Source organism: Duncaniella muricolitica, from assembly GCF_910574735.1.
Classification (GTDB): domain Bacteria; phylum Bacteroidota; class Bacteroidia; order Bacteroidales; family Muribaculaceae; genus Duncaniella; species Duncaniella muricolitica.
The window spans coordinates 84,551-104,668 of sequence record NZ_CAJTCF010000001.1 but is presented as its reverse complement, the minus strand read 5'-3'; the positions used below and the strand labels follow the sequence as shown (position 1 = coordinate 104,668).

Here is a 20,118-nt window from a genome sequence, read left to right as displayed (position 1 = left end):
ATAATTATAATAGTTGAAAGAATCAAATGTCATATATGTTGTGTCCCCTACTCTCTTACGCATCTTACCGCAAGAGCAGAGCTACGTTTCAGAATCTTGTTAACTTGAACCTGATTGTAACTATTGGAAATATTAGAATTATTATTTTCCACATAAGACGACATGCTAATGCACAACGCTCTGCGCTTTCCACTTTTCGGATCGGCAGGATTACTGTACCAATATCGGCCTGTTTTAGTCACACTTGAAAAGTATACTCGTTTCTTGCCGCTGCCTGTATATGTTGTCACAGGCAAATAATATCCGTCTCGGGCACCGTTTTGCGGAAACCAAATGCCTTCGGAATCAGACTCATTGGCCTTGAAATAGTAACCGTTGTCATATTTAATATAGTTCAGACGATCAAGACGGGCCGCATTGACGGCACTGGCGTTACTTCCGTCCTCATTTTTTACAAAATAAGTGAAGGTCTGGCTATTGGCCACACGATAGCCGACAGGTGACGGGTCATAGATAGTCTTTACATCCGTGAAACTTTTCTCATCCGACGCCTGCTCTACGGCAAAATTGGTATTTCCCCACAAGTAAAGATTCTCAATATTGAGCCAATCATCACTGCTTTCAATCGTAGTCATCTGCATAGGATTACGCACACCATATTCTATTGTAGCTTTGCCACTATCGGCCGATGTAAAACGATTGATAAATCGATAATAGCGTGTGGTGGCATCATCAGTTGTTATTTCCTGGCCATTCACATATATTATTGAGTCGGAAGATACAGGATCCTTGCGCCCCCACTGATATAGAACACCATATGCAGACTTATCGGAGCGGTCTCCAAGATTGCGACTCATTACCGTGTACTTGTGTCCTTTATAATTAGTTAATTCTACATCATTAGGGAGTGTGTCTCCAACACCCCATATATGCCAGCTCCAAAGTATATCACCAGTCGCATCAGCACCGCTGTAAACTGCAATTACCGCATTGCCAACATTACCGGTTGTGGTATAATACACACGTCCGTCACGCAATTCAATATCTGAAATAAATCCCTGCACATCCTCCCACAACAGGCTCGCCGAGCGAGGAGCTATTGTCGCGTCATCCGTGTGAAATCCTGCTCCGGGGATAATGCCTTTCTGACCATTGCCTATCACCGTAGCCTTAAAGTCATGAACACCGGCCGAAGTAACCATATAGCAGTTGGCAGTCTCTTCTTCCGGTTCGACAGGTATCTCATCTATCACAACATCGTCACCAAAGAGACTAAGGTCAACATTGAATGTATATACCGAATTGGACTCAAAGTCATATGCTATATGTTTGGTGACTGTAGCAGTATGTTTGTCTGTGGTCACGATTATCTTTACTTCATCGTCTTCCTTGAAATCTGGAGCACACGTCATATATGCGCTATATGTCTTGCCGGGTTCCAATTTCGGCGTATCTGTCCATAAGAGTGTCACGCTATTGGACATATCACCTGTAAAACTATACTTGCCGTTATTCAAATCGAATGTAAAATCTCCGGCCAACACTCGTTGTGACGGCAGTTCAATTGTCACACTTCTGAGAGTCTCGTTTTCAATCGTTGTCCCTGTGACATTGACATTGACACACAGTAGTGAAAATATGTGATTGAAATCAAACTCGTTATCAGCACCCTCTCGAGGAATACCATACTTATAGTCTCCCTCTATGCGTCGTGTCTGCGAGTCGTAATGCTGAACTGACGGTAATGCACCTTTTACCGCAGTGGACTGACATGCATCATTATCAGGGCTATAAGGATAATAGGCCAACAGTGGAGCATCACAGTCTCCCGTAAATGTCGTGCGACCTAAAGGCTGCGTTGAGTTTGATGTAAATTTTTTGTTATTGACACCGTTGCCATAGACGCCTATGGCATCTCCGGGCATCCATAATATTCCGACATGACCGCCGGTATAGGTTGTAGGATCAATTGCTGTACGCGAATTATCAGACGTTTCGTTTATATTGGCTATGATAGTAGTGGCATTGCCGCATACGTTACTTGACATCTCGTCAGTTTTGTCGCATGAGATAAATGCAACCGTCATTGCCGAGCATAATGTGATATATTTTAGATTCTTCATCTACTGGTATTATTGGTAGGTAAGAATCGGGTCACAACTCCGACGGAGTCTGTATTCACGGGAGCCGTGACCCGATAGATTAATGATTATTTCAGAGGACTGAGTCCGTTTTTGCTATTAGAAAATGATGAATTGGTATTGTCCTGCACATTGCTCGACGGAGTGGCACTGTTGCCCGATGCACGGTTGAGCATGAATGCTGCATTGTTGTTGATGATAGCGCGAATCAGGTCGGCCGATTTATATTTGTCTTCCTCTCCGGTGGGCGGGATAGCATAATTCATAAATACAAGGCCCAGAGGACAAGGCATACGGTCTGGTTTTGAAATTGCTGTAAGAAGGTAAGGGTTAAGCTCTTGGGCAAGATTCTGACAGCCGCTGACATTATTGGACACATAGTAACCGCCAATCGCACACTCATAGAAAGTGCGGTGCAAGCCGCCCTGATAGTTCTGATATGCAATAGCATTCATAGCATCAATGGCTTTTTTACGATCTTGAAGTACTGAACTGTTACTTACCATTTCAAGCTCGGTATAGCACCATCTCAAGTCGGTTGTCGGCCCAGTAGCACCATCGCCATAAGGTGCGACAGGTTTACCCCATTGCAGATTGACAGTAAGAGGTTGTGCACCACTACCATTCATCCAACGAGAGAACAATGCAGGAGTATTGCCTGTCCAACCGAAACCCTCGTTCTCATTATTGTTAGTATCATTGGTATTTATCTTTACAATTACCTGGCCCTGAACATCCCTAATCGTTGTATTAGCTGTTACGGGGGTTGTATAAAGCACCTTCTTTCCGGTCGTTTTATTATCTGCTGCCGCAAGTCGAGCAAGACACGATTCTACCGCAACGACCCATGCCTGAGCAGTAGTCAATGTCATCGAGCCGGTATATGTTACCACCGGTTCGGAAGAAGTCCACGGATCATCATCACTGAATACTCCACTGGTATCCCATGTGATATTAAAAATACTACCGCTTCCACTAAGAGTTTGGCCTGTTTTTGTTCGGGTTTCAGTAATCGTGACAGTCCGGCACGGCACAGTAACATTTCGTGAATAAGGACACTCATAACCAAATTCAAAGAACATAAAGCCCTCCTTATTCATTGTCTCGGCAAGAGAGATCAGAGCATCCGAGAAAGATTCGGATGGATTATCTGTTGCTGATGTCACATTTCTTGTACGGTAGAGTCGTAATGCCACCTTCGGCATCTGCTGATAAGTTGTAGTACGAGTCTGTGTGACTGTCGCATTTGTTAGAGTAAATGATCCCACAATACCACTTTGCGTTCCGTCTGAGACTACGGTATTGGGATTTCCCGTCTTTTCATACATATGCTCATCATAATAATCCATAGTGCTTGCATTATTGGATGTAAGCCGAGTTTGGAAATTCACATCAGTGTAAGGAATCGTGCCACCAAGAGTGTGTACCTCAAAAGCACGGATACCGGCATTGTACTGATCGGCAAGCGAAGCCGAACCTTGATTATTTGAACTTGACGAGTGCCATGTTCCGGGGATTGAAAGCTCGGAAATATAGATATTGGGGTCGAGCTGGCTGATCCAGTGGGCAAAATCAAACTCGGCACCACGCACGTGGAAATATCCAAGTTTCACAGGATGAATTTTACCGCTGACCATATCGTTGTCACCAAGATTCTGAATATATTCACCGCAGTCGGTCATAATACGTATGCGGAGTTGATTCAGATTTTTAATCTGGCCGGGAATAAGAAATGCACGAAGGCGAAGATGGTCAATGTCATCAACACTCGGAGTTTCAGTATTGACACGAATATATAGAGTCGGGAAAATCTGAGTACCATCAACAATCTGTGAAAGCTGAAGCTGCACAGATGAATTACCATCAATATTCTTTACTGTACCATTCTCCATATCAAGGTCAAATGTGCCTGAGATCTTCTTGGTATCATCAACATTACCACTCGCGTCAATAGGCTCAACGGTCACAGTCTGAATATTGATATAATCTCGTGATGCCTGTGCCTCATTGCCATTAAGAGTATTGGGGGTTACAGGACCATTTATGGTTATGTCAAGCACATCAGCCAGGACCTGGAAATTCAGAGGCACCATCTGCCCCCACTGGGCATCGGAAATCTTTGTCTTGGCAACCATAATGGCAGCAGCCATATCAGGCTCACCATAGATCGTAGTCTGATCATTCTTATCAGCCTTGTTATTTCCGAGCACTCCTTGGAGGTCATTAAACTGATTACCTCCGGCTGTAGTAGCCTTATAGGACAGAGGAGACTGACCGGGGTCTACCGTGGCGCGAATGGTATTGTCGGTACCGTTAAGAAATTCGCCACCCGCAGCACTGGCCGGGTAGAAAGCATAAAAATTGTGAGGAGATGTTTCGGGGCCCCACTGTATGCCTTTCTCTCCGACCTTTACCACTGACTCGGCAACATTTGAATTTCCGGTTGTAGTCGGATTTACCACATATTCAGCGATTGGGTTGGACGCAGCCTTGCAGTAAATCTTGATCTTTTCCTCTTGGGTATTTATGTAATTGCCCCAGTATATTGACTGGGCGTCAGTCGCATCCCAGTCATCCTGATACATCGTGCGGCTCCGTGATGCAATTGAAAATTCCACATCATCACCTTTTGCCGCTATGGGGGTAGTAACCTCCATCCTGTCCTCGCTGCACGAAGTCGTCAAAGCGAGCACAAAGGCTGATGCCATAATAAATTTGTAATTCATATTAGCTGCTTGTTAAATATGAGATTGGTTGGTTAATTATCAATCTGCCAGGGATTTGCAGAGAAATCATTGTTGCTCGTATCCGCAACTCCTTGTGCGGAAATGTCTACTCCCTTTGATTGGCTGTCATCTTCGCCAAACTGGACCGAGCCTCCGCAGATGGAGCTTTCGAGCTCCACGCGGGTTACCGCAGTCGCGGGCTGTTCATAAAATTTTTTACCTTTCATGATTGTTAAATGGTTTTAGGTTATTTATAATGATATGTAGTAAGCATTGTGTCGACCGGTAGCCTCAGAAGAGACGGAAGCGGCGGCGTTTCTTGTGTTTGTAGCCATAGCCATAGCCGTAACCGTAGCCATAACCGCTGTTAAGCTCCGCGCCGTTGAGTATGATGGCGAGGTTGCCGAGCGAGCCGTCATCGTAGAGCGACTGTATCTCGGGCAACTGACGGCGGTCGAGCGAGCCCACGCGCACGATGAAGAGGGTTATGTCGGCCACGCGGCTGCTGATGGTAGCGTCGGCCACCATGCCGACAGGCACTGAGTCGACTATGATGTAGTCATAGCGATGGCGCAGCTCCTCGAAGAGCTTGTCGAAACGGGGGCTGTTGAGCAGCTCCACGGGATTGGGGGGCACCACGCCCGAGGGCACCACGTCGGGGCGTCCGTCACGTCTCACGATGATGTCGTCGAGCGTCACCTCCGGGTCATAGAGATAGTTGGTGATGCCTGTCTGCATATGATCTATACCCTCGCGGTGAGTCAGTGTGCCCTTGCGTATGTCGACGTCGACAAGGGCCACGCGCTTGCCTCCGGCTGCCAGGGCTTCGGCCATGTTGATGGCCGAGAAGGTCTTGCCGGCACTCTCGCGAAATGATGTAGTCATCAACACCTTGGCGTCGCGGCCCGAGGCTTTGGTCATCATGGTGATGTTGGCCAGCACTATGCGGAAGGCATCGTCGATGAGTGACTTCATGAACGCCTGGCGGCCCTCATAGGCTTTGCGGCTCTGTGTGATGGGACGTCGGCGGTTGAGCTCCTTGTTGTAGGGCACCTCGCCGAGAAACGGCACCGAGATCATCTCCTTGATGTCGCGGCGTCCGCGCACGCGGGTGTTCATGAACGAGAGCACGAGCAGCACCACGGTAGGCACGAAGAGGCCGGCCATGAGGCCGAGGGCGAGTATGCGGTTGCGCTGGGGCGAGATCATGGCCACACTGCCTTCGGGCCCGTCGATAATGCGTGCATTGTTGTCGGCCATGGCCTGGGAGAGAGCGTTCTCCTCGCGGCGGTTGAGCAGGAAGAGATAGAGCGACTCCTTGATCTTCTGCTGACGCTCGATGGAGAGTATCTCCCTCTCCTTGCGCGGTATGGAGGCTATGCGCGACTCGGCCGCGCTTTCATAGCCGCGTGCGTCGCTGCGCTTGACCTGAAAGGAGACAATGATGTTGTCGACACCGCTGAGGATGTTTTTGCGCAACACCTGCATGGTGTTTGTCAACTCCTCGATGACCGGGTTGGCCTCGGAGCTCTCGTCGATGAGTCGGTCGCGCTGGAGCTTGACAGAGTTATAGTGTGATATCTGGCTCTCTATCGACTGGTCGTTGATGCCGAGATTGGTGGGTATGAGGTCATTGTTGCGCGCCGGATCGGTGAGATATTCCTTGATAAACATGGCTATGCGCAACTGTGTGTCATACAGGAGAGCATCGGCGTTGTAGCGGGCCGACTCGCCCATGTAACGCGAGGTCATGGAGCCGATGTCGACCACCTGATTGTCGCGTCGATAGGCCTCGAGTTCGTTTTCGACACCGCCGAGCTCGCTGCCTATGATGCGCAGACGCTCGTTGATGAAGTTGGCCGTGTTGACAGCCACCTGGTTTTTATCATTGATAGACTCCTGGTTGTAGACCTCTATGATTGTGTTGAGAATATCGATGTCGAGTTCCTTTGAGCCGGAGGTGACGGCGATGTTGATGATTGTACCGTCCTTCTCCTCCTGGCGTATGCCCAGATTGCTCACAAGCTCGTTGACGGCCTGAAGCTCGGGCACTTTGACTATCTTGATCTCGCGGCCATACCATGAGGGCGACATGGACTCGGTCTTCTGGACCATGATCTGCTGACCGTTGACCTTGTAGAGCTTGCCATAGGCGAGGCGCAGGTCTTTCTCTTTCTCGCCCTGACGGAGCGAGAGGCGCGCGCACACGGAGTCGACCGGCGTAAGCGAGAGCGTGAAGGAGGCCGACGGACGGATGGAGGGAAATATCACCTCGACAGGCGACTCGCCATATATATTGACATTGCGCAGCCCCTCGCGGGTGAAGTAGCGCACATCGGCTCGTGTGCGGGCCACTACCTCCTGCAGCAACCGCTTGGAGCGGAACTGGAGGATTTCATTGGTTACGTTGACGCGGTTGATGGAGTTTTCGTAACGGTCAAAACCGCCGGTCGACGTCTTGTTGGAGGGGTCTTTGATTATAACCTTGGTCTGCGCGAAAAACACCATAGGGGCGGTGGCGTAATGATACCACGCAAATGCCAGACACAAGGCAAGCGATGCCACATACCACGGCCACTTGGAGAGCAGATAAAGAAGTATGTCGATAAGATTGGGGCCCTTAGGCTGTCTCGACTGATTTTCTATTGACATTGTATGTTTTTTTACTTAGCCTGCGGCTAAAGGTTATGAGGTTATAAGGTTATGAGGTGGGTGCTTAGCCTGTGATACTTAGCCTGCGGCTAAAGGTTATAAGGTTATAAGGTGGGTATTTAGCTTGCGATACTTAGTCGGCGGCTAAAAGTGATGCGAAGTTTAAGGGTCAGAGTTTAAAGGTTATAATGTCAAGGCTCAAGCCTGTGACTTATGTCACTGACGCTCGGGAGCTGCAGCCGGACAGTCATCGGTCGGCAATCGCCGACCCGCGGGCCGCATAACCGCCCCCATAACCTTATAACCTTATAACCTTATAACCACATAACCTTTAGCCGAAAGCTAACTCACTTTGTTACCCAGATTACTGATGTGGTGGCTGTGACAATGGAGAGCGCGACGGTGAGCCACTGGAGGAAGTTGGTCTTCTCCTCGCTCTTGGGTTTTTTGGGGCGTACATAAATGATGTCGTTCTGAGCAAGATAAAACGCCGGCGAATTGAAGATGTCCGACTTGCGTATGTCGACGGTATAGACCTTGCGCGTGTTGCCTTCCTCCCTGATTACGGCTATCTTGCCGAGGTCGGCATTACTTGCGAGGTCGCCGGCCTGGGCTATGGCCTCGAGGATAGTGATGCGGTCACCGTCACATGTGTGAGTGCCGTTGCCGTTGGCCGCGCCGAGCACCGTGTAATGAAAGTTTTTAAACTCCATCGTGACGATGGGGTCTTTGATGTAATTTCCGTCGATGATGCGCTGACGTATCATGTCGGAAGCCTCGGTGAGCGTCAGTCCGGCCACATAGAGCTTGCCAAGCACGGGAAAATTGATATCTCCCTCGTTGTCGACCCTGTAATACTGCTCGTTGACGTTGCCCGACACTTTGCCGCCCTCGGTCACCTTGACCGAACCGGATGTCACGTTGAAAGGCATGGCGAGTTCGGAATTTTTACAGCTTACGGTAATCTCCAGACGGTCGTCACGCTGTATGCGGGGCTGATAACGGTGGGTTATGGCATAGCCTTGATCGTCAGTCATGTCAGAGAGATAGAGATAGTCTTTCTGCGACTTGCAGCCGCTCATCGCAGTGAGCAGAAGCAGAGATGCAAACGCAGCCATGATTGGTCTTGTTACTTTCATATGCATATGTGAATTATATTATTGGATGGTCTGATTTATATAATGCCAAACGCGCGGCGACACACGGCGGCGGCCTCCGCATCGGGGCGACATTCGAGTATGCCGGTGGTGACACTGCCCAGCAGACGCAGGGCTGTCGACGAGGCGTCGGAATAAAGTTCGCGGTCGGAGGTCATAACCGACATGCCGGGGATAAATGACACAAAGGCCTCGATACCTTCGGTCGGGATGAAACGGTTAACGGAGGCACGTCTGATACGCGCTATGCCTCCCACTTCATAGCGGGCGTTGCGCCAGCAGGGGGTCTTGCCGCTCCAAGGAGTGCCACAGGCCTGAAAGGCTTCATCGCCTGAGGCGGTCACAAGCGGACAGTCATCGTTGAGCAATGAGCAACCGCTGAAATTGTCGAGCCACAGCCGCGAGTGGGTACTCTTGCCAGTGCCGCTCTTGCCCATGAAAAGATAAGCGCGGCCGTCGCTCTCCACGACTGAGGCATGCAGCATCAGCGAGCCGCACGAGGCGGCATATTGTGAAAAGAGTATACGGGCCATGGAGTCGATGACAAATCCGGCATAGGGGTCGTCGCTCTGCAGACTGACACTGGCATGGCGCAGGTCACGGTCAATGGCCATGACGCGCGGAGGCTGTCCGTGACCCGGGATGAGCGACACAAGCCAACGGTCACCGTCGTGATAGAGTGAGGCCCGGCCGATGTCGTTGCACGATGTCGACAGTGGTCTGAGCCCTTGGAGCGATGGCTTGACAGCCGTATGCTCTATCTTCATCACAGCACCGTCACCGCGCATAAGCCCGGCAGTGCTGAGAAACGGGCGGAAGTTGGGCGGAAGAGTGGCGAGCGACCAGGGTGTGCCCTTGATGCTCATATACAGTCCGCCTATATCTAAGGTAAAATCCATCGTCACAAGTGTTAATTCATCGCAACTGACCTAAAAGCAGTCTGACAAAACACCAGAAGGCCTCGGAGGGGGCTACTGAGGCGGCAAAACGACTCCTTCTGAAAAACATCACAAGAGTGTGCATCTTGCCCTTGGCACGCGGTTTGTCGCAAATACCCGACTCCTGCTGATGGAGTCCGAAATTGCCACCTTCTCTTATGATGCGCATCAAGACGTCGGGCGACACGTTGTTTTTCCCTTTAAATCCCGATGATGGCAGCTCTTCGGCCGGAATGTCGAGGTATCTCACAAGAAATCCGTTGAGTATCTCTATCCATTTCGATATGCCTGTGAGGCGACATGCTCTTTCAAATTTGTCGGAATCATATGAGCCGCGCAGTGCTTTGACCGCACAATAGTAGTCGCATATCTGGCGCAACCCTACCCCGGTGCCGAACGCATGACGCATGATGTGAACCGAGACGAGCAACAGTTCAAACAGCGGTGGCGGCGAGGGGAGCCGGTCATCATGACTGACCTCGGCCACACACACTCTTCTGGTGAACGAGTCGAGATCTTGCGAATTCATCGGGCTGCTGACATTGATAAGCTGACGGTGAAGCTCGACTACAAATCCGCAATAGCTGAACGATACGCTACCGTCAGGGTTGTGCTTGAGCCCGACGGACGGGCTTACGACTGTCTTTGCCTTGTCAAACTCAGAGCCCGGAAGCCATAAGTCGATGTCGCCACACTCGCGTAACTCGGGATTGGGATAGTGACGCGCTACAGAGAGACCTTTCTGCACCACCGGATGCAGACCTGCTTGGCGTAAAGTCGCGATAAGCGAGGCGGCGGCGAGGGCCATGGCTCTATTGGCCGTCTCTATCGCATCGACCCGCGCCACCCATCGGGTGAGCAGCGTGTGAGGTGGCAGCAATCGGTCGGGAAGCCGGCAGAAGGCGGCATAGCAGATGCCACATACGGTCTGGCGACGCGCCATGCTGTAGATATCCTCCCACTCGTCCGCACCGAGCGATTCAAAAAGGCTCTCAGCCGGGACTGTATCTCTAAGCCCGCTTCTCACCAGAGCCATGAAAGCCTCCTCGGCAGGTGAATTATATATGGTCGGGTATTGCATTAATTGTGTAAAATTGTGTCTTTATGACGCAGGAGCCGGGGTCGGTCAGTCGACTATCAGTCCTGACAGACGCCATGTCTGTAGGATTGACTTGATGTCGGATAGAGCGATGTCGTTACTCACATCATACTCCTCGCACACGAGCGATGCAAGAGTCTCGGCATGCACGCCATGCTCGGCTGCCGCGTTCCACACAAATGCAGCCGTTTCATTGAGTGTATATACATCTGTGATATTGGCATCTGCATCAGAGACATCGACAAGCATATAGTTTCTGCCGACTTTACGTAACTTCAGATTAGCTTTAAGTTTCATTTGCTTCAAAACTTTTTACCGCAGATTATCGACATCGTGGTCTTGTAGATAATTTTTATATCGACAGCCAGCGAGTAGTTCTTGAGATAATCAAGGTCCATCTCGGCACGCCTGACCATCTGCCGGATGGTGTCGGTGTAGCCGTTGTATAATGTGGCCTCAGAGAACAACCCCGGGCGCAGGGTGAAAAGCATGCGATAGTCGGGATACTCTTCCATGATTTTTTTAGTGAAATAGGGACGTTCGGGACGCGGACCTACCACACTCATGTCGCCTTTGAGTACATTCCACAACTGCGGAAACTCATCAAGATGATGATTGCGCAGAAACGCACCCACGCGTGTAAGACGCGAATCGTTCTCTTCACACAAACGTGGGACTCCGTCGCTCTCCGAGTCGATGCGCATGGAGCGGAATTTATATATGGTGAACACTTTGCCGCCGAGCCCTACACGTTTTTGTGAAAATATCGGATTGTGATAGTCGTCCAGCCATATTGCCAGAGCGATCAGAATGATTATAGGCAGGAATATTACAACTCCCGCAAGTGATATAAGGATGTCAAAAACACGTTTAACGGTTTTCTGACCGGCCGAAAGCCGATAATCCCTGACGTTAGTCGCTCCACTCATGTCCAGTGCCTCGATGTCAAAGCCACAGAGCATATTCTCATCTTTGCTCCTAAACTGGGGCTGAAAAGTGGGATAATTGTCGATTCTCATTGTACTAAACTGATAATGATTGGAATAAGTGCGTTTTATGATTAAGGTAGTCTTGACTCCGGGATATTGTTACCGCGACTCCAAAAGCTGGCGATAGATATAGGACACATTGTCAATGGAAGTCTCCACCGTAAAGAGTTTCTCCCAACGGTCACGGGCATTACGGCCATAGCTTCCGGTCTCATTCTCGACCCTTATAACCTCGGTCAAAGCCTCGGCGAGCTCTTCGGGATTGCCACAGCTTACATTCAGCCCCGAGACACCGTGAGCATTGACCCATGAGGTACCCGAACCCGGTATTTTGGTAGTCACCACAGGCAGTCCTGTCGACATGGCCTCGATAAGCACAATTCCGTAAGCCTCGGTTTTCTCCACCGACGGCAAACAAAATACCGACGCCACGCCCATCCAGGCATTACGCTCGCTGTCGCTTATGCGACCGAGCATTTTTACTTTGTGCTGTAGACCGTTAGTGGCAATAAGGCCCCTTAGCCTGCCTTCCAACGGGCCCGCCCCGGCTATTACAGTCAGGAAATTGTCGGGCAAATGACGGGCGGCAAGTATAAGATTGTCAAATCCCTTGTAAGGCACCAGCCGTCCGAGTGAGAATATCACATGACGCCCGTCGAGGGTCTCGCGGAGCTCTCTTACTTTCTCCACGTCGGGTATCACAGGGGCAACTCCGATAGGCACACATGACAGCTTGTTATAGGCCCTGCCCAGCGCGCTCGAACCATCAGCATAGTTTGGCGACGTGCATATCACACGATCGGCCCTACGCAGAAGCCAGTTTTGAAACGGACGATACGCATGCAGCAACATACGCTGGCGCAGGATGTCGGAGTGCCAGTGAAGCACTACCCGACCCTTATATCCACTCATATACAACGCCAATGCCGCCATAGGATCAGGATGATGTATATGTATGATATCATAGTCTGAGGCTATGCCGCGCAGCAGCGTGACCATCTCGGGCGAGATCATCGTACTGTTGGCCTTGAGTAACGTGCGCGTGGTAATCACACGTCCATGACTGTTGAGTCTGATTATCCTTGACGTGTTGTCAGCCGAGGCACACAGCATGTCACACTTGATGCCTCTTGACGATAGTCCGGACGTAAGGTCATACATGACCTTCTCAACACCACCCATTATCGGATAAAATTTACCGATCTGAAGTATTTTCATCTGACAATAATCATTTTAACAGATTTTCATAAAGACGCAGATAGTCGCGATACCTGTCCTCTTTTCTGAAATTGGCAAGCGCATAGTCACGACAGGGATGTCTGAAACAATCGGCACCGAGCGATTCAATTTCCCTTACCGCAGCGAGCAAACCTGCCACGTCACCCTGCTCCACAACCCTCCCGGTCACATCGGTCACCGACTCGATGCTACCGCCGGTACGATATGTCACCACCGGTGTGCCGCATGATATGGCCTCGAGATTGACAGTCGGGTAATTATCCTGCCAGGTGGGATTGACAAACGCTGTCGCCTCCGAATAGAGCTGTGCAAGCATCTCTATATTCTCCGTACGACGAATACTGCGGATTGAGTCCGGAAGCTGTCGGGCAGTCTTATCGTCCACACCCACAAGAACAATCACCTCATCCGGTCCTATAAGTCGTGAAAGTTTGATGAAATCATCAAGCCCCTTTTCCTTGCTCCAAATACTCGCAAGGCCGAGTATGATTTTTTTATCGGCCCCGACACCAAGATGGCGATGCATCTCCAGACCCTCACAGGGATGAAACACCGATGTGTCAATACCATTATGGATTACCTCAAAACGTGAATCCCTGAAAAAAGATTTCGACATCTCTTCGCGCATCCACTCCGACACCGGCACTATCACCATACGGTCACGCGGTATTGACATGAACGCACTCTTTTTGTCTGAAAAATTACGGCGCGAACGATCTACAAACAAGCTCCGGGGAAACGCCCCGCGCTGCGGGCAGTCACCACATCCGGCCTGCCACTTGTCACACCCTGCCGCCGAATAATAATAGCAATGTCCTGTGTATAGCCAGCAGTCATGAACAGTCCAGACTACCTTGACATCGCTCTCACGCAGATACTCGAAAAGCAACGGATAATTCAGAAAATAACCGTGGATATTATGTATATGTATTATGTCAGGATTGATTTCTTTAAGCCGCTTTACAAACTTGCGTGTAGCCCCGGCCGATCCCAGACCGTGACGGTCAAACAGACGGGTAAGCACTCCGTGGGCTGCGACACTCCAGCGGTCTCCGACAGCTATAGTCTCAGTCACATATTCACGCTCACCATCACGCCCCTTACTGTAAGCACACCAGTTAAGCCAACCGTTACTTTCAGCCAGCGAACCTATCTCCTGCATGATACGCCCGGTCGAAGTGTTGGTACGCACCACGGGATTGATCTGAACAATACGTCCTTTTACACTCATTCTTTTACAATTTGTCCGAATAGATCGGCCCACATGCCCATAACCCTGTCCTCGGAATACCTGTCCGTCACCTCCACGGCATTTCGCCCCATCGCCCTGCGCAAATCAGCGTCAGCAATCAACATCAGCAGAGACTCAGCAAACGCATTGTTATCACCATCTGCCACTATCACACCGTCCTTGCCAGAAGTGATAATATCCCTCGGTCCGCACTTGTAGTCAAATGTCACCACCGGCAATCCGGCCGACATAGCCTCGATCATCACCATAGGGAATCCCTCGTAGTGAGATGTCATGGCAAGTATCGAACTTGCGGCATATTCCGACGCAATGTTACAAGTCGGAGCATTTACAGCCATCCGACCCGACAGCCCCCTGTCAGCAATCATACCCTCCAGCATAGCCTGCCACTCGCCCTGACCGAAAATATCAAGACGCCAACCATCGGCCCGGCTGTCACGACACACCCTGTCCCAGATATCGACAAGACGATCAAAACCTTTCTGATAGTCAAGACGCCCCACTGCGATTACGCGCTTAGAGTTGCAATCACTGGCCTCCGGCATCGGAAGAGCCGCATTTGGTATCACTGAAATGTTAGACATATCGCCCCAATAACCCTTATCCTCCTCAGTCAGCACAACAAAACGGTCAAAACGAGAAGCCAACGCCACATCCTGACGACAACGCAGACGGTCAATAAGTCCCGCAAGTCCGCTACGGCCATACTGAAGACGAAAATAGCGGTTGAAATGAAGTTCGAGCACCTTACGGCTGCCATCCTTTATGTCGGGAATAAACGATGACTCCGACGGATAAAGCGAAACAGTCACATCAGGTCTCTCTCTCATAAGCAACTCCGAAAGACGGCGGCGATGTAAACGGCGTTTACACAAATATGAAGGAATCCGCCTAAGTGTCGGCAACGTATTATCCAGAGAATAATTGATGCCCAGGTCATAGAAACGCACCTCCGCGGGAAATCCGTAAAATGGCGGTCGTCCCTGCTGATCGGTGGTGACGACAATCACCTCCCACCCGAGCCGTTCGCTCAACCAGCGCACCTTATTGAGCAGCACCCTCTCCATCCCCCCGGGATTATACACCGAGCAATGGCAATAGACAATCTTCATAATATGCGGTTATCTCATATTATCAGACTATCTTGTCTGATTTGTTTTCAGATATGTAAGTAGTATTTTCCTCAGGATATATACATAGAAATATGGCAAATACCATAAACAAATCCGTCGAGACTTTCATCCATTCTATAAAATTCAAGACAAGAATCATCCAGAACATTAATTTCCAATGAGGAAATCTGTTGATACATATCAATGCAGCTTCTGTAATTAAACCGATGATACAAGTTAAACCTATAAGGCCAAAGAAAAAAACAAAGCGGCAATATCCGATATCAGTCCCCATATAAAATCCATGATATGTCGGTCCTATATAATAAGGATCATATGAAGGCAGACTGGAATCACATGGATTTGCGGCATAGCCGTCTCCTATAAGCCAAGTTTTAGCATTATCTGGCCATATCCACATATTCTTCAATATCTCGTTGGAATTTGATTCCCATCTTCCACTCTCAAATAAAGAGAAGAAACCTTCAAAACCAAATCTCAAATCATCACGAAACACATCATTAGAATTATAGAAATATATGATTATCGGGATAATCAGAATTATCAGTAACGTTATCTCTTTTAATAATATTTTCCCTATACCACCCTTAAATGCAACAATAGCAAACAGTCCCATACTCAGGCCTAATCCTATGACAGTAGACCGGGATATCATATCTCCAACGACCGTTATTATTGCCATCATGCCAAGATATAAAGCCACTCGCCATTCTCTGCTTCGTTCAGCCTCAATATACACAAGAAAAGAAAGCATGATAAGAACAGCGGCAAATCTAAATCCAGCAACATCAAGCGCACATCCTATTCCATGGAGACGATCATCTGTGTCTGCCCCCATATAGGCTTCCCCTCCAAATACTCGTCCTGACCATAATTCCGCTGCATTATTATAATTAAATACCAGTGCCAAAACACACTGTAGGACACATACTATTGCCAGATTTATAGCTACAATCTCAACATCTATTATGCCATATATCGATTTCAATAATTTTATGGCTGTATATGCACCACCCAACCACACATACATTGACACAAAGTATGTGACAAACGTAGTATCCTGCGTATTATTAATCAGTCTGGCAAATAACGCCACTATCGACAAGGCCAAAGCCCATAACGCGAGCTTTATGAGACCTTTGTCTATATTGTTACTTTTGGTTAATTCAAGGCTGATCAATGGAAGGCTAACAACAGCCAAGACCAACTTTGAATTCATACCCGGGAATGCCGATAATTCAAATGGGAAGTAATAGCAGCTCGTTATTACTACGCCTAAAATATATAATATAATTCTCATCTAAAAAATCATATTATCTGTATATCACCCCATATATAAACCTAATGACAAGCTGATAGTGTATCCACAACGCCCAATATTGTTTTTTATATGCCAATTTCTGAAGGATACGACTACGCATACCTATATTGCCATTTTTTCCGATGTATTCATTTGCCTCCGGAAACCATTCATTCCAAAGTCTGTACATTGCAAAATCACCGGAAACAGCAATCAAAGGATATTTCGATTCTAATTTCAGGAATGCCAGTTCATCATCAATTGATTCGCCCTTTAACTCTCTTAGTTGCGCGGTTATCCAACTGACATTTCGTTTCAAAGCTCCGAAATGTTCCGGTTTTATATTATGAGAGAATGCTTGTGTATTTATTTTCAGATAATGATAATATGCTCTGTTTAAATATCTGACTTTACGCGCAAACGCAAAGACCAGCAACATTGTCAGGTCCTCCCCCATTCCGAAACCCGACGGGAACTCAATATTATTATCAATATATATCGATCTTCTGACAAGTTTATTCCACACATTATATTTCATAGCACCACCAAGCATACCTCTGAGTGCCTCATGGGCTGTCGGATAAGAAGGCTGACGCATGTAACGCTCCGACCGTTCAAACGTCAGAAACCAGTCAGTCCAGACGACATCAACATTATACCGCTTTGCGAAATCATACATTTCTTCGAGCATTCCGATCTCCGCATAATCATCGCTATCCCAGTGAAACACATACTCACCTCGTGCAACCTTAAGTCCGATATTACGCGATGCGGGAAGCCCCATATTATGCCCGTTGCGGATAATTTGTATATCATTTTTCCGTGAAGGATAACGGCTGATGACATCCTGCAATATGTCAATACTATTGTCCGGGGTACAGTCATCGACAAATACAAATTCTACCTCCGTTAATGTCTGCCTCATCATTGTGTCTACGGCTCGAGCTATAAATCGCTCTACACCATATATGGGGACTATAACAGATACTTTATAAATCATAATGCAATCCAGTCTTTATAGCGCAATGGAGCCGATGAGGGCTCGGGAGTAACATCCGGGTTAAACCATAACTTTGGCATCACCACAATTTTGTCAGGATGGTTGTTAAGAAAACCGCCCCACCAGCTATAAGTCGAATTGGAAATTATATTGTGCCGACACTGACTCATCAATTGCATATCAAAATGACTACCCCACCCTGAGAGCGGGTTACCGGATATAAGTTTATATTCAAAGTCCGTAAAATTATCATGAACCCACTCCGGATTATCTGTAAATACATAAAACGTGGGAGAGAGACAGTGCTTTTTCACATATGCGACAGCCCGCCTGTAATAGTCGATATCACACGTGTTCCGATACCATTTAATACGCTGATAATCGAGACCCTTTCTGACATGTATGGAAACAGAGTCAGTCATCATGATTTCCGATAATATCCGTATATTTCGTTCATCGGTAAAATCATCGAATTGGAATGATTCTCGGAGAACATCTTCCACCGCAGCCACAACTCCGGCACTCTGAAAAACTCCTAACAGATAACGGTCTTTATCTTTTATATCGTCTGATAACTCATATAGAGAAAATGCGCTTGGCATTTCTGTAACTCGAGTCATCCAAGGCATAAGCTTACGGATCAATTTAGACACAATGTCATCATGGCCGCCAGTCATCAGAACCTCTAATGTTGACGCCTTTTTCAACTCCGCATTAGGAAATATGCGATTCCATGCGACATCCTCATGTGCGAGCTTTGTCGATGTGAAATAATGCACTTTAGCATCCACACCTTGTTTCAGAAGATTTTGAAAATAGGCATATTGAAACATGCGATTAGCCAAGCCACATGCCATATTGACAATAATGCTCATTCGTTGATCTTACTTTGTGAGACAACCCGATGTCTCCTGATTATCATTTACTACTTTTTCCCAACTATAAAATAGCGGGCCAGTATTTTGACTCTTTTCCACAATGTCAGTGAGTCAAGAACATCCATTTTGGAATAGAAGAACTCAAAGTATTTTCTTTGATCAAAAATCGGGGACTTTCGATAAGTTTCCCACCATATGTCAAAGTTAGGGCACCAGCTATTCCAAGGCTTAGGGCCATTGTAATGCACTATGCCTTTTTCCAATGCATGATTGATCTCTTCGTCTGTCCATATCTCCGCCAACTGAGCCCGTTGTCGATTGGCATACTCGCAAAAGTAAGTTGTGACACAAAAACTCGGTGGAAAATATCTAATCCGGCCTGAACATGAAATATTCAATATATCCATATCCTGAAACTTGTATTTCTTCAGTGCCATCTCTTTGAATCTTCCGATCATTGCATCGTCTCGCAGCAGCCTTGAATTTAAGACTATATTTCCGGCATAAAAGTTTTTTGAGGCATCAAGACCAAGATTGGTATAATACTCGCCTCGGTCCGGGTCAAGATGAGCCAACGAGTTTACCGCCCCAAGATAATTTTCACCTAATTCAATCGCATATATATCTGATAAATCATCACGAAATATTACATCGACATCCGAATAAATAACCTTGTCATATTGTGGTATTAATTCCGGTATAAGCAATCGATAGTAAGTCAACGTATTTATACCTCTGATTTCATATGCTTGCTCAAATTGATCCTTTACCGGAAGATATGTTAGTTTATGACGTGGATGGCTGCTTGCTACCACATCAATATCCTTCCTGTTCAAATCCTGGCCATCCGGATAAAGAATAAATACATCATATATCGTACTCTCTCTTGCATTATCAAAGAGTGACGAAATACACACTGCGGCTTCAAATGCCAGATTATTGTCAAACGCAAATACTACAGGGACCTGATTCATTTACTTGTCTATAGTTTTTATAATTCTGGCCGGATTACCTGCTGCGACACTATCTGCTGGTATATCTTTCGTCACGACCGATGATGCCCCGACAATAGCTCTATCTCCGATAGTGACACCCTTCAAGATGGTAGTATTCATTCCTATCAGCACATCATTCCCTATTTTTATTTCCTGTGGCTCTGCCCAATCAGTAATATCATTTCTTCTATCCATAAAACTGTGGGCATGACAATCCGTATCTAAAATTATAGTATTGGCTCCGATTTTAACATTATCTCCAATAACTATACGTTTATTACACCAAATAACAGGGCTACTCATACCTACATTATTTCCGATTATGAGCTCGGCATCATGTACCAGATAAAATATACCTCTTTTGTTAGAACATAGCGCATTAACATATCTCCCGGAGCTACAATAGAAATTATCACCAATAGTAACCTTTACATCCGGAAATAATTTCAGATATAATTTTCCATGTATTTTGAGATTATGACCATAGGAGATTCCATACATTGAGAATCTCAGCCGATTAATGATCGAACTGATTAAATTACGGCCTTTATTGACCTTAAACTGAAGCCATCTGATGTTAATACTCATTTTATACCGAATAAATCATTATAAGTCTATG

Annotated in this window: 17 protein-coding genes; all 17 read right to left on the bottom strand. The window is 47.5% G+C overall.

Annotated elements, in window-relative coordinates; genetic code table 11:
* Positions 1-47: 47 nt before the first annotated feature.
* The 17 genes from QGT73_RS00410 to QGT73_RS00330 all read right to left on the bottom strand — a co-directional run bounded on the left by QGT73_RS00410 (position 48) and on the right by QGT73_RS00330 (position 20,087).
* Entirely contained in the window at positions 48-2,123 is a 2,076-nt protein-coding gene (locus QGT73_RS00410) for a fimbrillin family protein (RefSeq protein ID WP_280120987.1), read from the bottom strand.
* Positions 2,124-2,209: 86 nt separating this feature from the next.
* Entirely contained in the window at positions 2,210-4,867 is a 2,658-nt protein-coding gene (locus QGT73_RS00405) for a hypothetical protein (RefSeq protein ID WP_280120986.1), read from the bottom strand.
* Between the two features lie 32 nt (positions 4,868-4,899).
* The gene (locus QGT73_RS00400; protein WP_123616179.1) at positions 4,900-5,094 is read right to left on the bottom strand and encodes a hypothetical protein; all 195 of its coding nucleotides are present in this window, start codon (positions 5,092-5,094) and stop codon (positions 4,900-4,902) included.
* A 64-nt stretch (positions 5,095-5,158) separates the two neighbouring features.
* Positions 5,159-7,519, bottom strand: a complete 2,361-nt coding sequence (locus QGT73_RS00395; protein WP_280120985.1) for a GumC family protein — start codon at positions 7,517-7,519, stop codon at positions 5,159-5,161.
* Between the two features lie 347 nt (positions 7,520-7,866).
* Positions 7,867-8,658 (bottom strand): polysaccharide biosynthesis/export family protein, encoded by a 792-nt coding sequence (locus QGT73_RS00390; RefSeq protein WP_280120984.1) that lies wholly within the window; start codon positions 8,656-8,658, stop codon positions 7,867-7,869.
* A 35-nt stretch (positions 8,659-8,693) separates the two neighbouring features.
* Positions 8,694-9,575 carry a phosphoenolpyruvate carboxykinase gene (locus QGT73_RS00385; RefSeq protein ID WP_280120983.1) on the bottom strand — a complete coding sequence of 294 codons (882 nt, stop codon included), beginning with the start codon at positions 9,573-9,575 and terminating at the stop codon, positions 8,694-8,696.
* A gap of 16 nt (positions 9,576-9,591) precedes the next feature.
* Positions 9,592-10,695 carry a nucleotidyltransferase domain-containing protein gene (locus QGT73_RS00380; protein WP_280120982.1) on the bottom strand — a complete coding sequence of 368 codons (1,104 nt, stop codon included), beginning with the start codon at positions 10,693-10,695 and terminating at the stop codon, positions 9,592-9,594.
* 45 nt (positions 10,696-10,740) lie between these two features.
* Complete coding sequence (locus QGT73_RS00375) at positions 10,741-11,010, bottom strand: PqqD family protein (RefSeq protein WP_280120981.1); 270 nt, start codon at positions 11,008-11,010, stop codon at positions 10,741-10,743.
* A gap of 5 nt (positions 11,011-11,015) precedes the next feature.
* Positions 11,016-11,732, bottom strand: coding sequence for a sugar transferase (locus tag QGT73_RS00370; protein WP_341874097.1), 717 nt, complete (start codon positions 11,730-11,732; stop codon positions 11,016-11,018).
* A 69-nt stretch (positions 11,733-11,801) separates the two neighbouring features.
* Positions 11,802-12,920 carry a glycosyltransferase gene (locus QGT73_RS00365; RefSeq protein ID WP_280120980.1) on the bottom strand — a complete coding sequence of 373 codons (1,119 nt, stop codon included), beginning with the start codon at positions 12,918-12,920 and terminating at the stop codon, positions 11,802-11,804.
* Between the two features lie 10 nt (positions 12,921-12,930).
* Complete coding sequence (locus QGT73_RS00360; RefSeq protein WP_280120979.1) at positions 12,931-14,172, bottom strand: glycosyltransferase; 1,242 nt, start codon at positions 14,170-14,172, stop codon at positions 12,931-12,933.
* Positions 14,169-15,305, bottom strand: coding sequence for a glycosyltransferase family 4 protein (locus QGT73_RS00355; protein ID WP_280120978.1), 1,137 nt, complete (start codon positions 15,303-15,305; stop codon positions 14,169-14,171). Before QGT73_RS00355 ends, QGT73_RS00360 begins: the two co-directional genes overlap by 4 nt.
* A gap of 22 nt (positions 15,306-15,327) precedes the next feature.
* The gene (locus QGT73_RS00350) at positions 15,328-16,626 is read right to left on the bottom strand and encodes a hypothetical protein (protein WP_280120977.1); all 1,299 of its coding nucleotides are present in this window, start codon (positions 16,624-16,626) and stop codon (positions 15,328-15,330) included.
* A gap of 13 nt (positions 16,627-16,639) precedes the next feature.
* A complete protein-coding gene (locus QGT73_RS00345) occupies positions 16,640-17,626 on the bottom strand; it encodes a glycosyltransferase family 2 protein (protein WP_280120976.1) in 987 nt (328 codons plus the stop codon).
* Positions 17,623-18,501 carry an alpha-1,2-fucosyltransferase gene (locus QGT73_RS00340; RefSeq protein WP_280120975.1) on the bottom strand — a complete coding sequence of 293 codons (879 nt, stop codon included), beginning with the start codon at positions 18,499-18,501 and terminating at the stop codon, positions 17,623-17,625. Before QGT73_RS00340 ends, QGT73_RS00345 begins: the two co-directional genes overlap by 4 nt.
* A 50-nt stretch (positions 18,502-18,551) precedes the next feature.
* Positions 18,552-19,478: a glycosyltransferase family 8 protein gene (locus tag QGT73_RS00335; RefSeq protein WP_280120974.1), complete on the bottom strand. Its 927-nt coding sequence runs from the start codon at positions 19,476-19,478 to the stop codon at positions 18,552-18,554.
* Positions 19,479-20,087 carry an acyltransferase gene (locus QGT73_RS00330; RefSeq protein WP_280120973.1) on the bottom strand — a complete coding sequence of 203 codons (609 nt, stop codon included), beginning with the start codon at positions 20,085-20,087 and terminating at the stop codon, positions 19,479-19,481.
* Between the last annotated feature and the right edge of the window lie 31 nt (positions 20,088-20,118).

What these genes read in the sequence shown, in the direction of transcription:
- QGT73_RS00390 (WP_280120984.1), bottom strand. Translation starts at nt 8,658, where the DNA reads ATGAAAGTAACAAGACCAATCATGGCTGCGTTTGCATCTCTGCTTCTG.
- QGT73_RS00405 (WP_280120986.1), bottom strand. Translation starts at nt 4,867, where the DNA reads ATGAATTACAAATTTATTATGGCATCAGCCTTTGTGCTCGCTTTGACG.
- QGT73_RS00360 (WP_280120979.1), bottom strand. Translation starts at nt 14,172, where the DNA reads ATGAGTGTAAAAGGACGTATTGTTCAGATCAATCCCGTGGTGCGTACC.
- QGT73_RS00395 (WP_280120985.1), bottom strand. Translation starts at nt 7,519, where the DNA reads ATGTCAATAGAAAATCAGTCGAGACAGCCTAAGGGCCCCAATCTTATC.
- QGT73_RS00330 (WP_280120973.1), bottom strand. Translation starts at nt 20,087, where the DNA reads ATGAGTATTAACATCAGATGGCTTCAGTTTAAGGTCAATAAAGGCCGT.
- QGT73_RS00380 (WP_280120982.1), bottom strand. Translation starts at nt 10,695, where the DNA reads ATGCAATACCCGACCATATATAATTCACCTGCCGAGGAGGCTTTCATG.
- QGT73_RS00410 (WP_280120987.1), bottom strand. Translation starts at nt 2,123, where the DNA reads ATGAAGAATCTAAAATATATCACATTATGCTCGGCAATGACGGTTGCA.
- QGT73_RS00375 (WP_280120981.1), bottom strand. Translation starts at nt 11,010, where the DNA reads ATGAAACTTAAAGCTAATCTGAAGTTACGTAAAGTCGGCAGAAACTAT.
- QGT73_RS00350 (WP_280120977.1), bottom strand. Translation starts at nt 16,626, where the DNA reads ATGAGAATTATATTATATATTTTAGGCGTAGTAATAACGAGCTGCTAT.
- QGT73_RS00355 (WP_280120978.1), bottom strand. Translation starts at nt 15,305, where the DNA reads ATGAAGATTGTCTATTGCCATTGCTCGGTGTATAATCCCGGGGGGATG.
- QGT73_RS00365 (WP_280120980.1), bottom strand. Translation starts at nt 12,920, where the DNA reads ATGAAAATACTTCAGATCGGTAAATTTTATCCGATAATGGGTGGTGTT.
- QGT73_RS00335 (WP_280120974.1), bottom strand. Translation starts at nt 19,478, where the DNA reads ATGAATCAGGTCCCTGTAGTATTTGCGTTTGACAATAATCTGGCATTT.
- QGT73_RS00385 (WP_280120983.1), bottom strand. Translation starts at nt 9,575, where the DNA reads ATGGATTTTACCTTAGATATAGGCGGACTGTATATGAGCATCAAGGGC.
- QGT73_RS00340 (WP_280120975.1), bottom strand. Translation starts at nt 18,501, where the DNA reads ATGAGCATTATTGTCAATATGGCATGTGGCTTGGCTAATCGCATGTTT.
- QGT73_RS00370 (WP_341874097.1), bottom strand. Translation starts at nt 11,732, where the DNA reads ATGAGAATCGACAATTATCCCACTTTTCAGCCCCAGTTTAGGAGCAAA.
- QGT73_RS00345 (WP_280120976.1), bottom strand. Translation starts at nt 17,626, where the DNA reads ATGATTTATAAAGTATCTGTTATAGTCCCCATATATGGTGTAGAGCGA.
- QGT73_RS00400 (WP_123616179.1), bottom strand. Translation starts at nt 5,094, where the DNA reads ATGAAAGGTAAAAAATTTTATGAACAGCCCGCGACTGCGGTAACCCGC.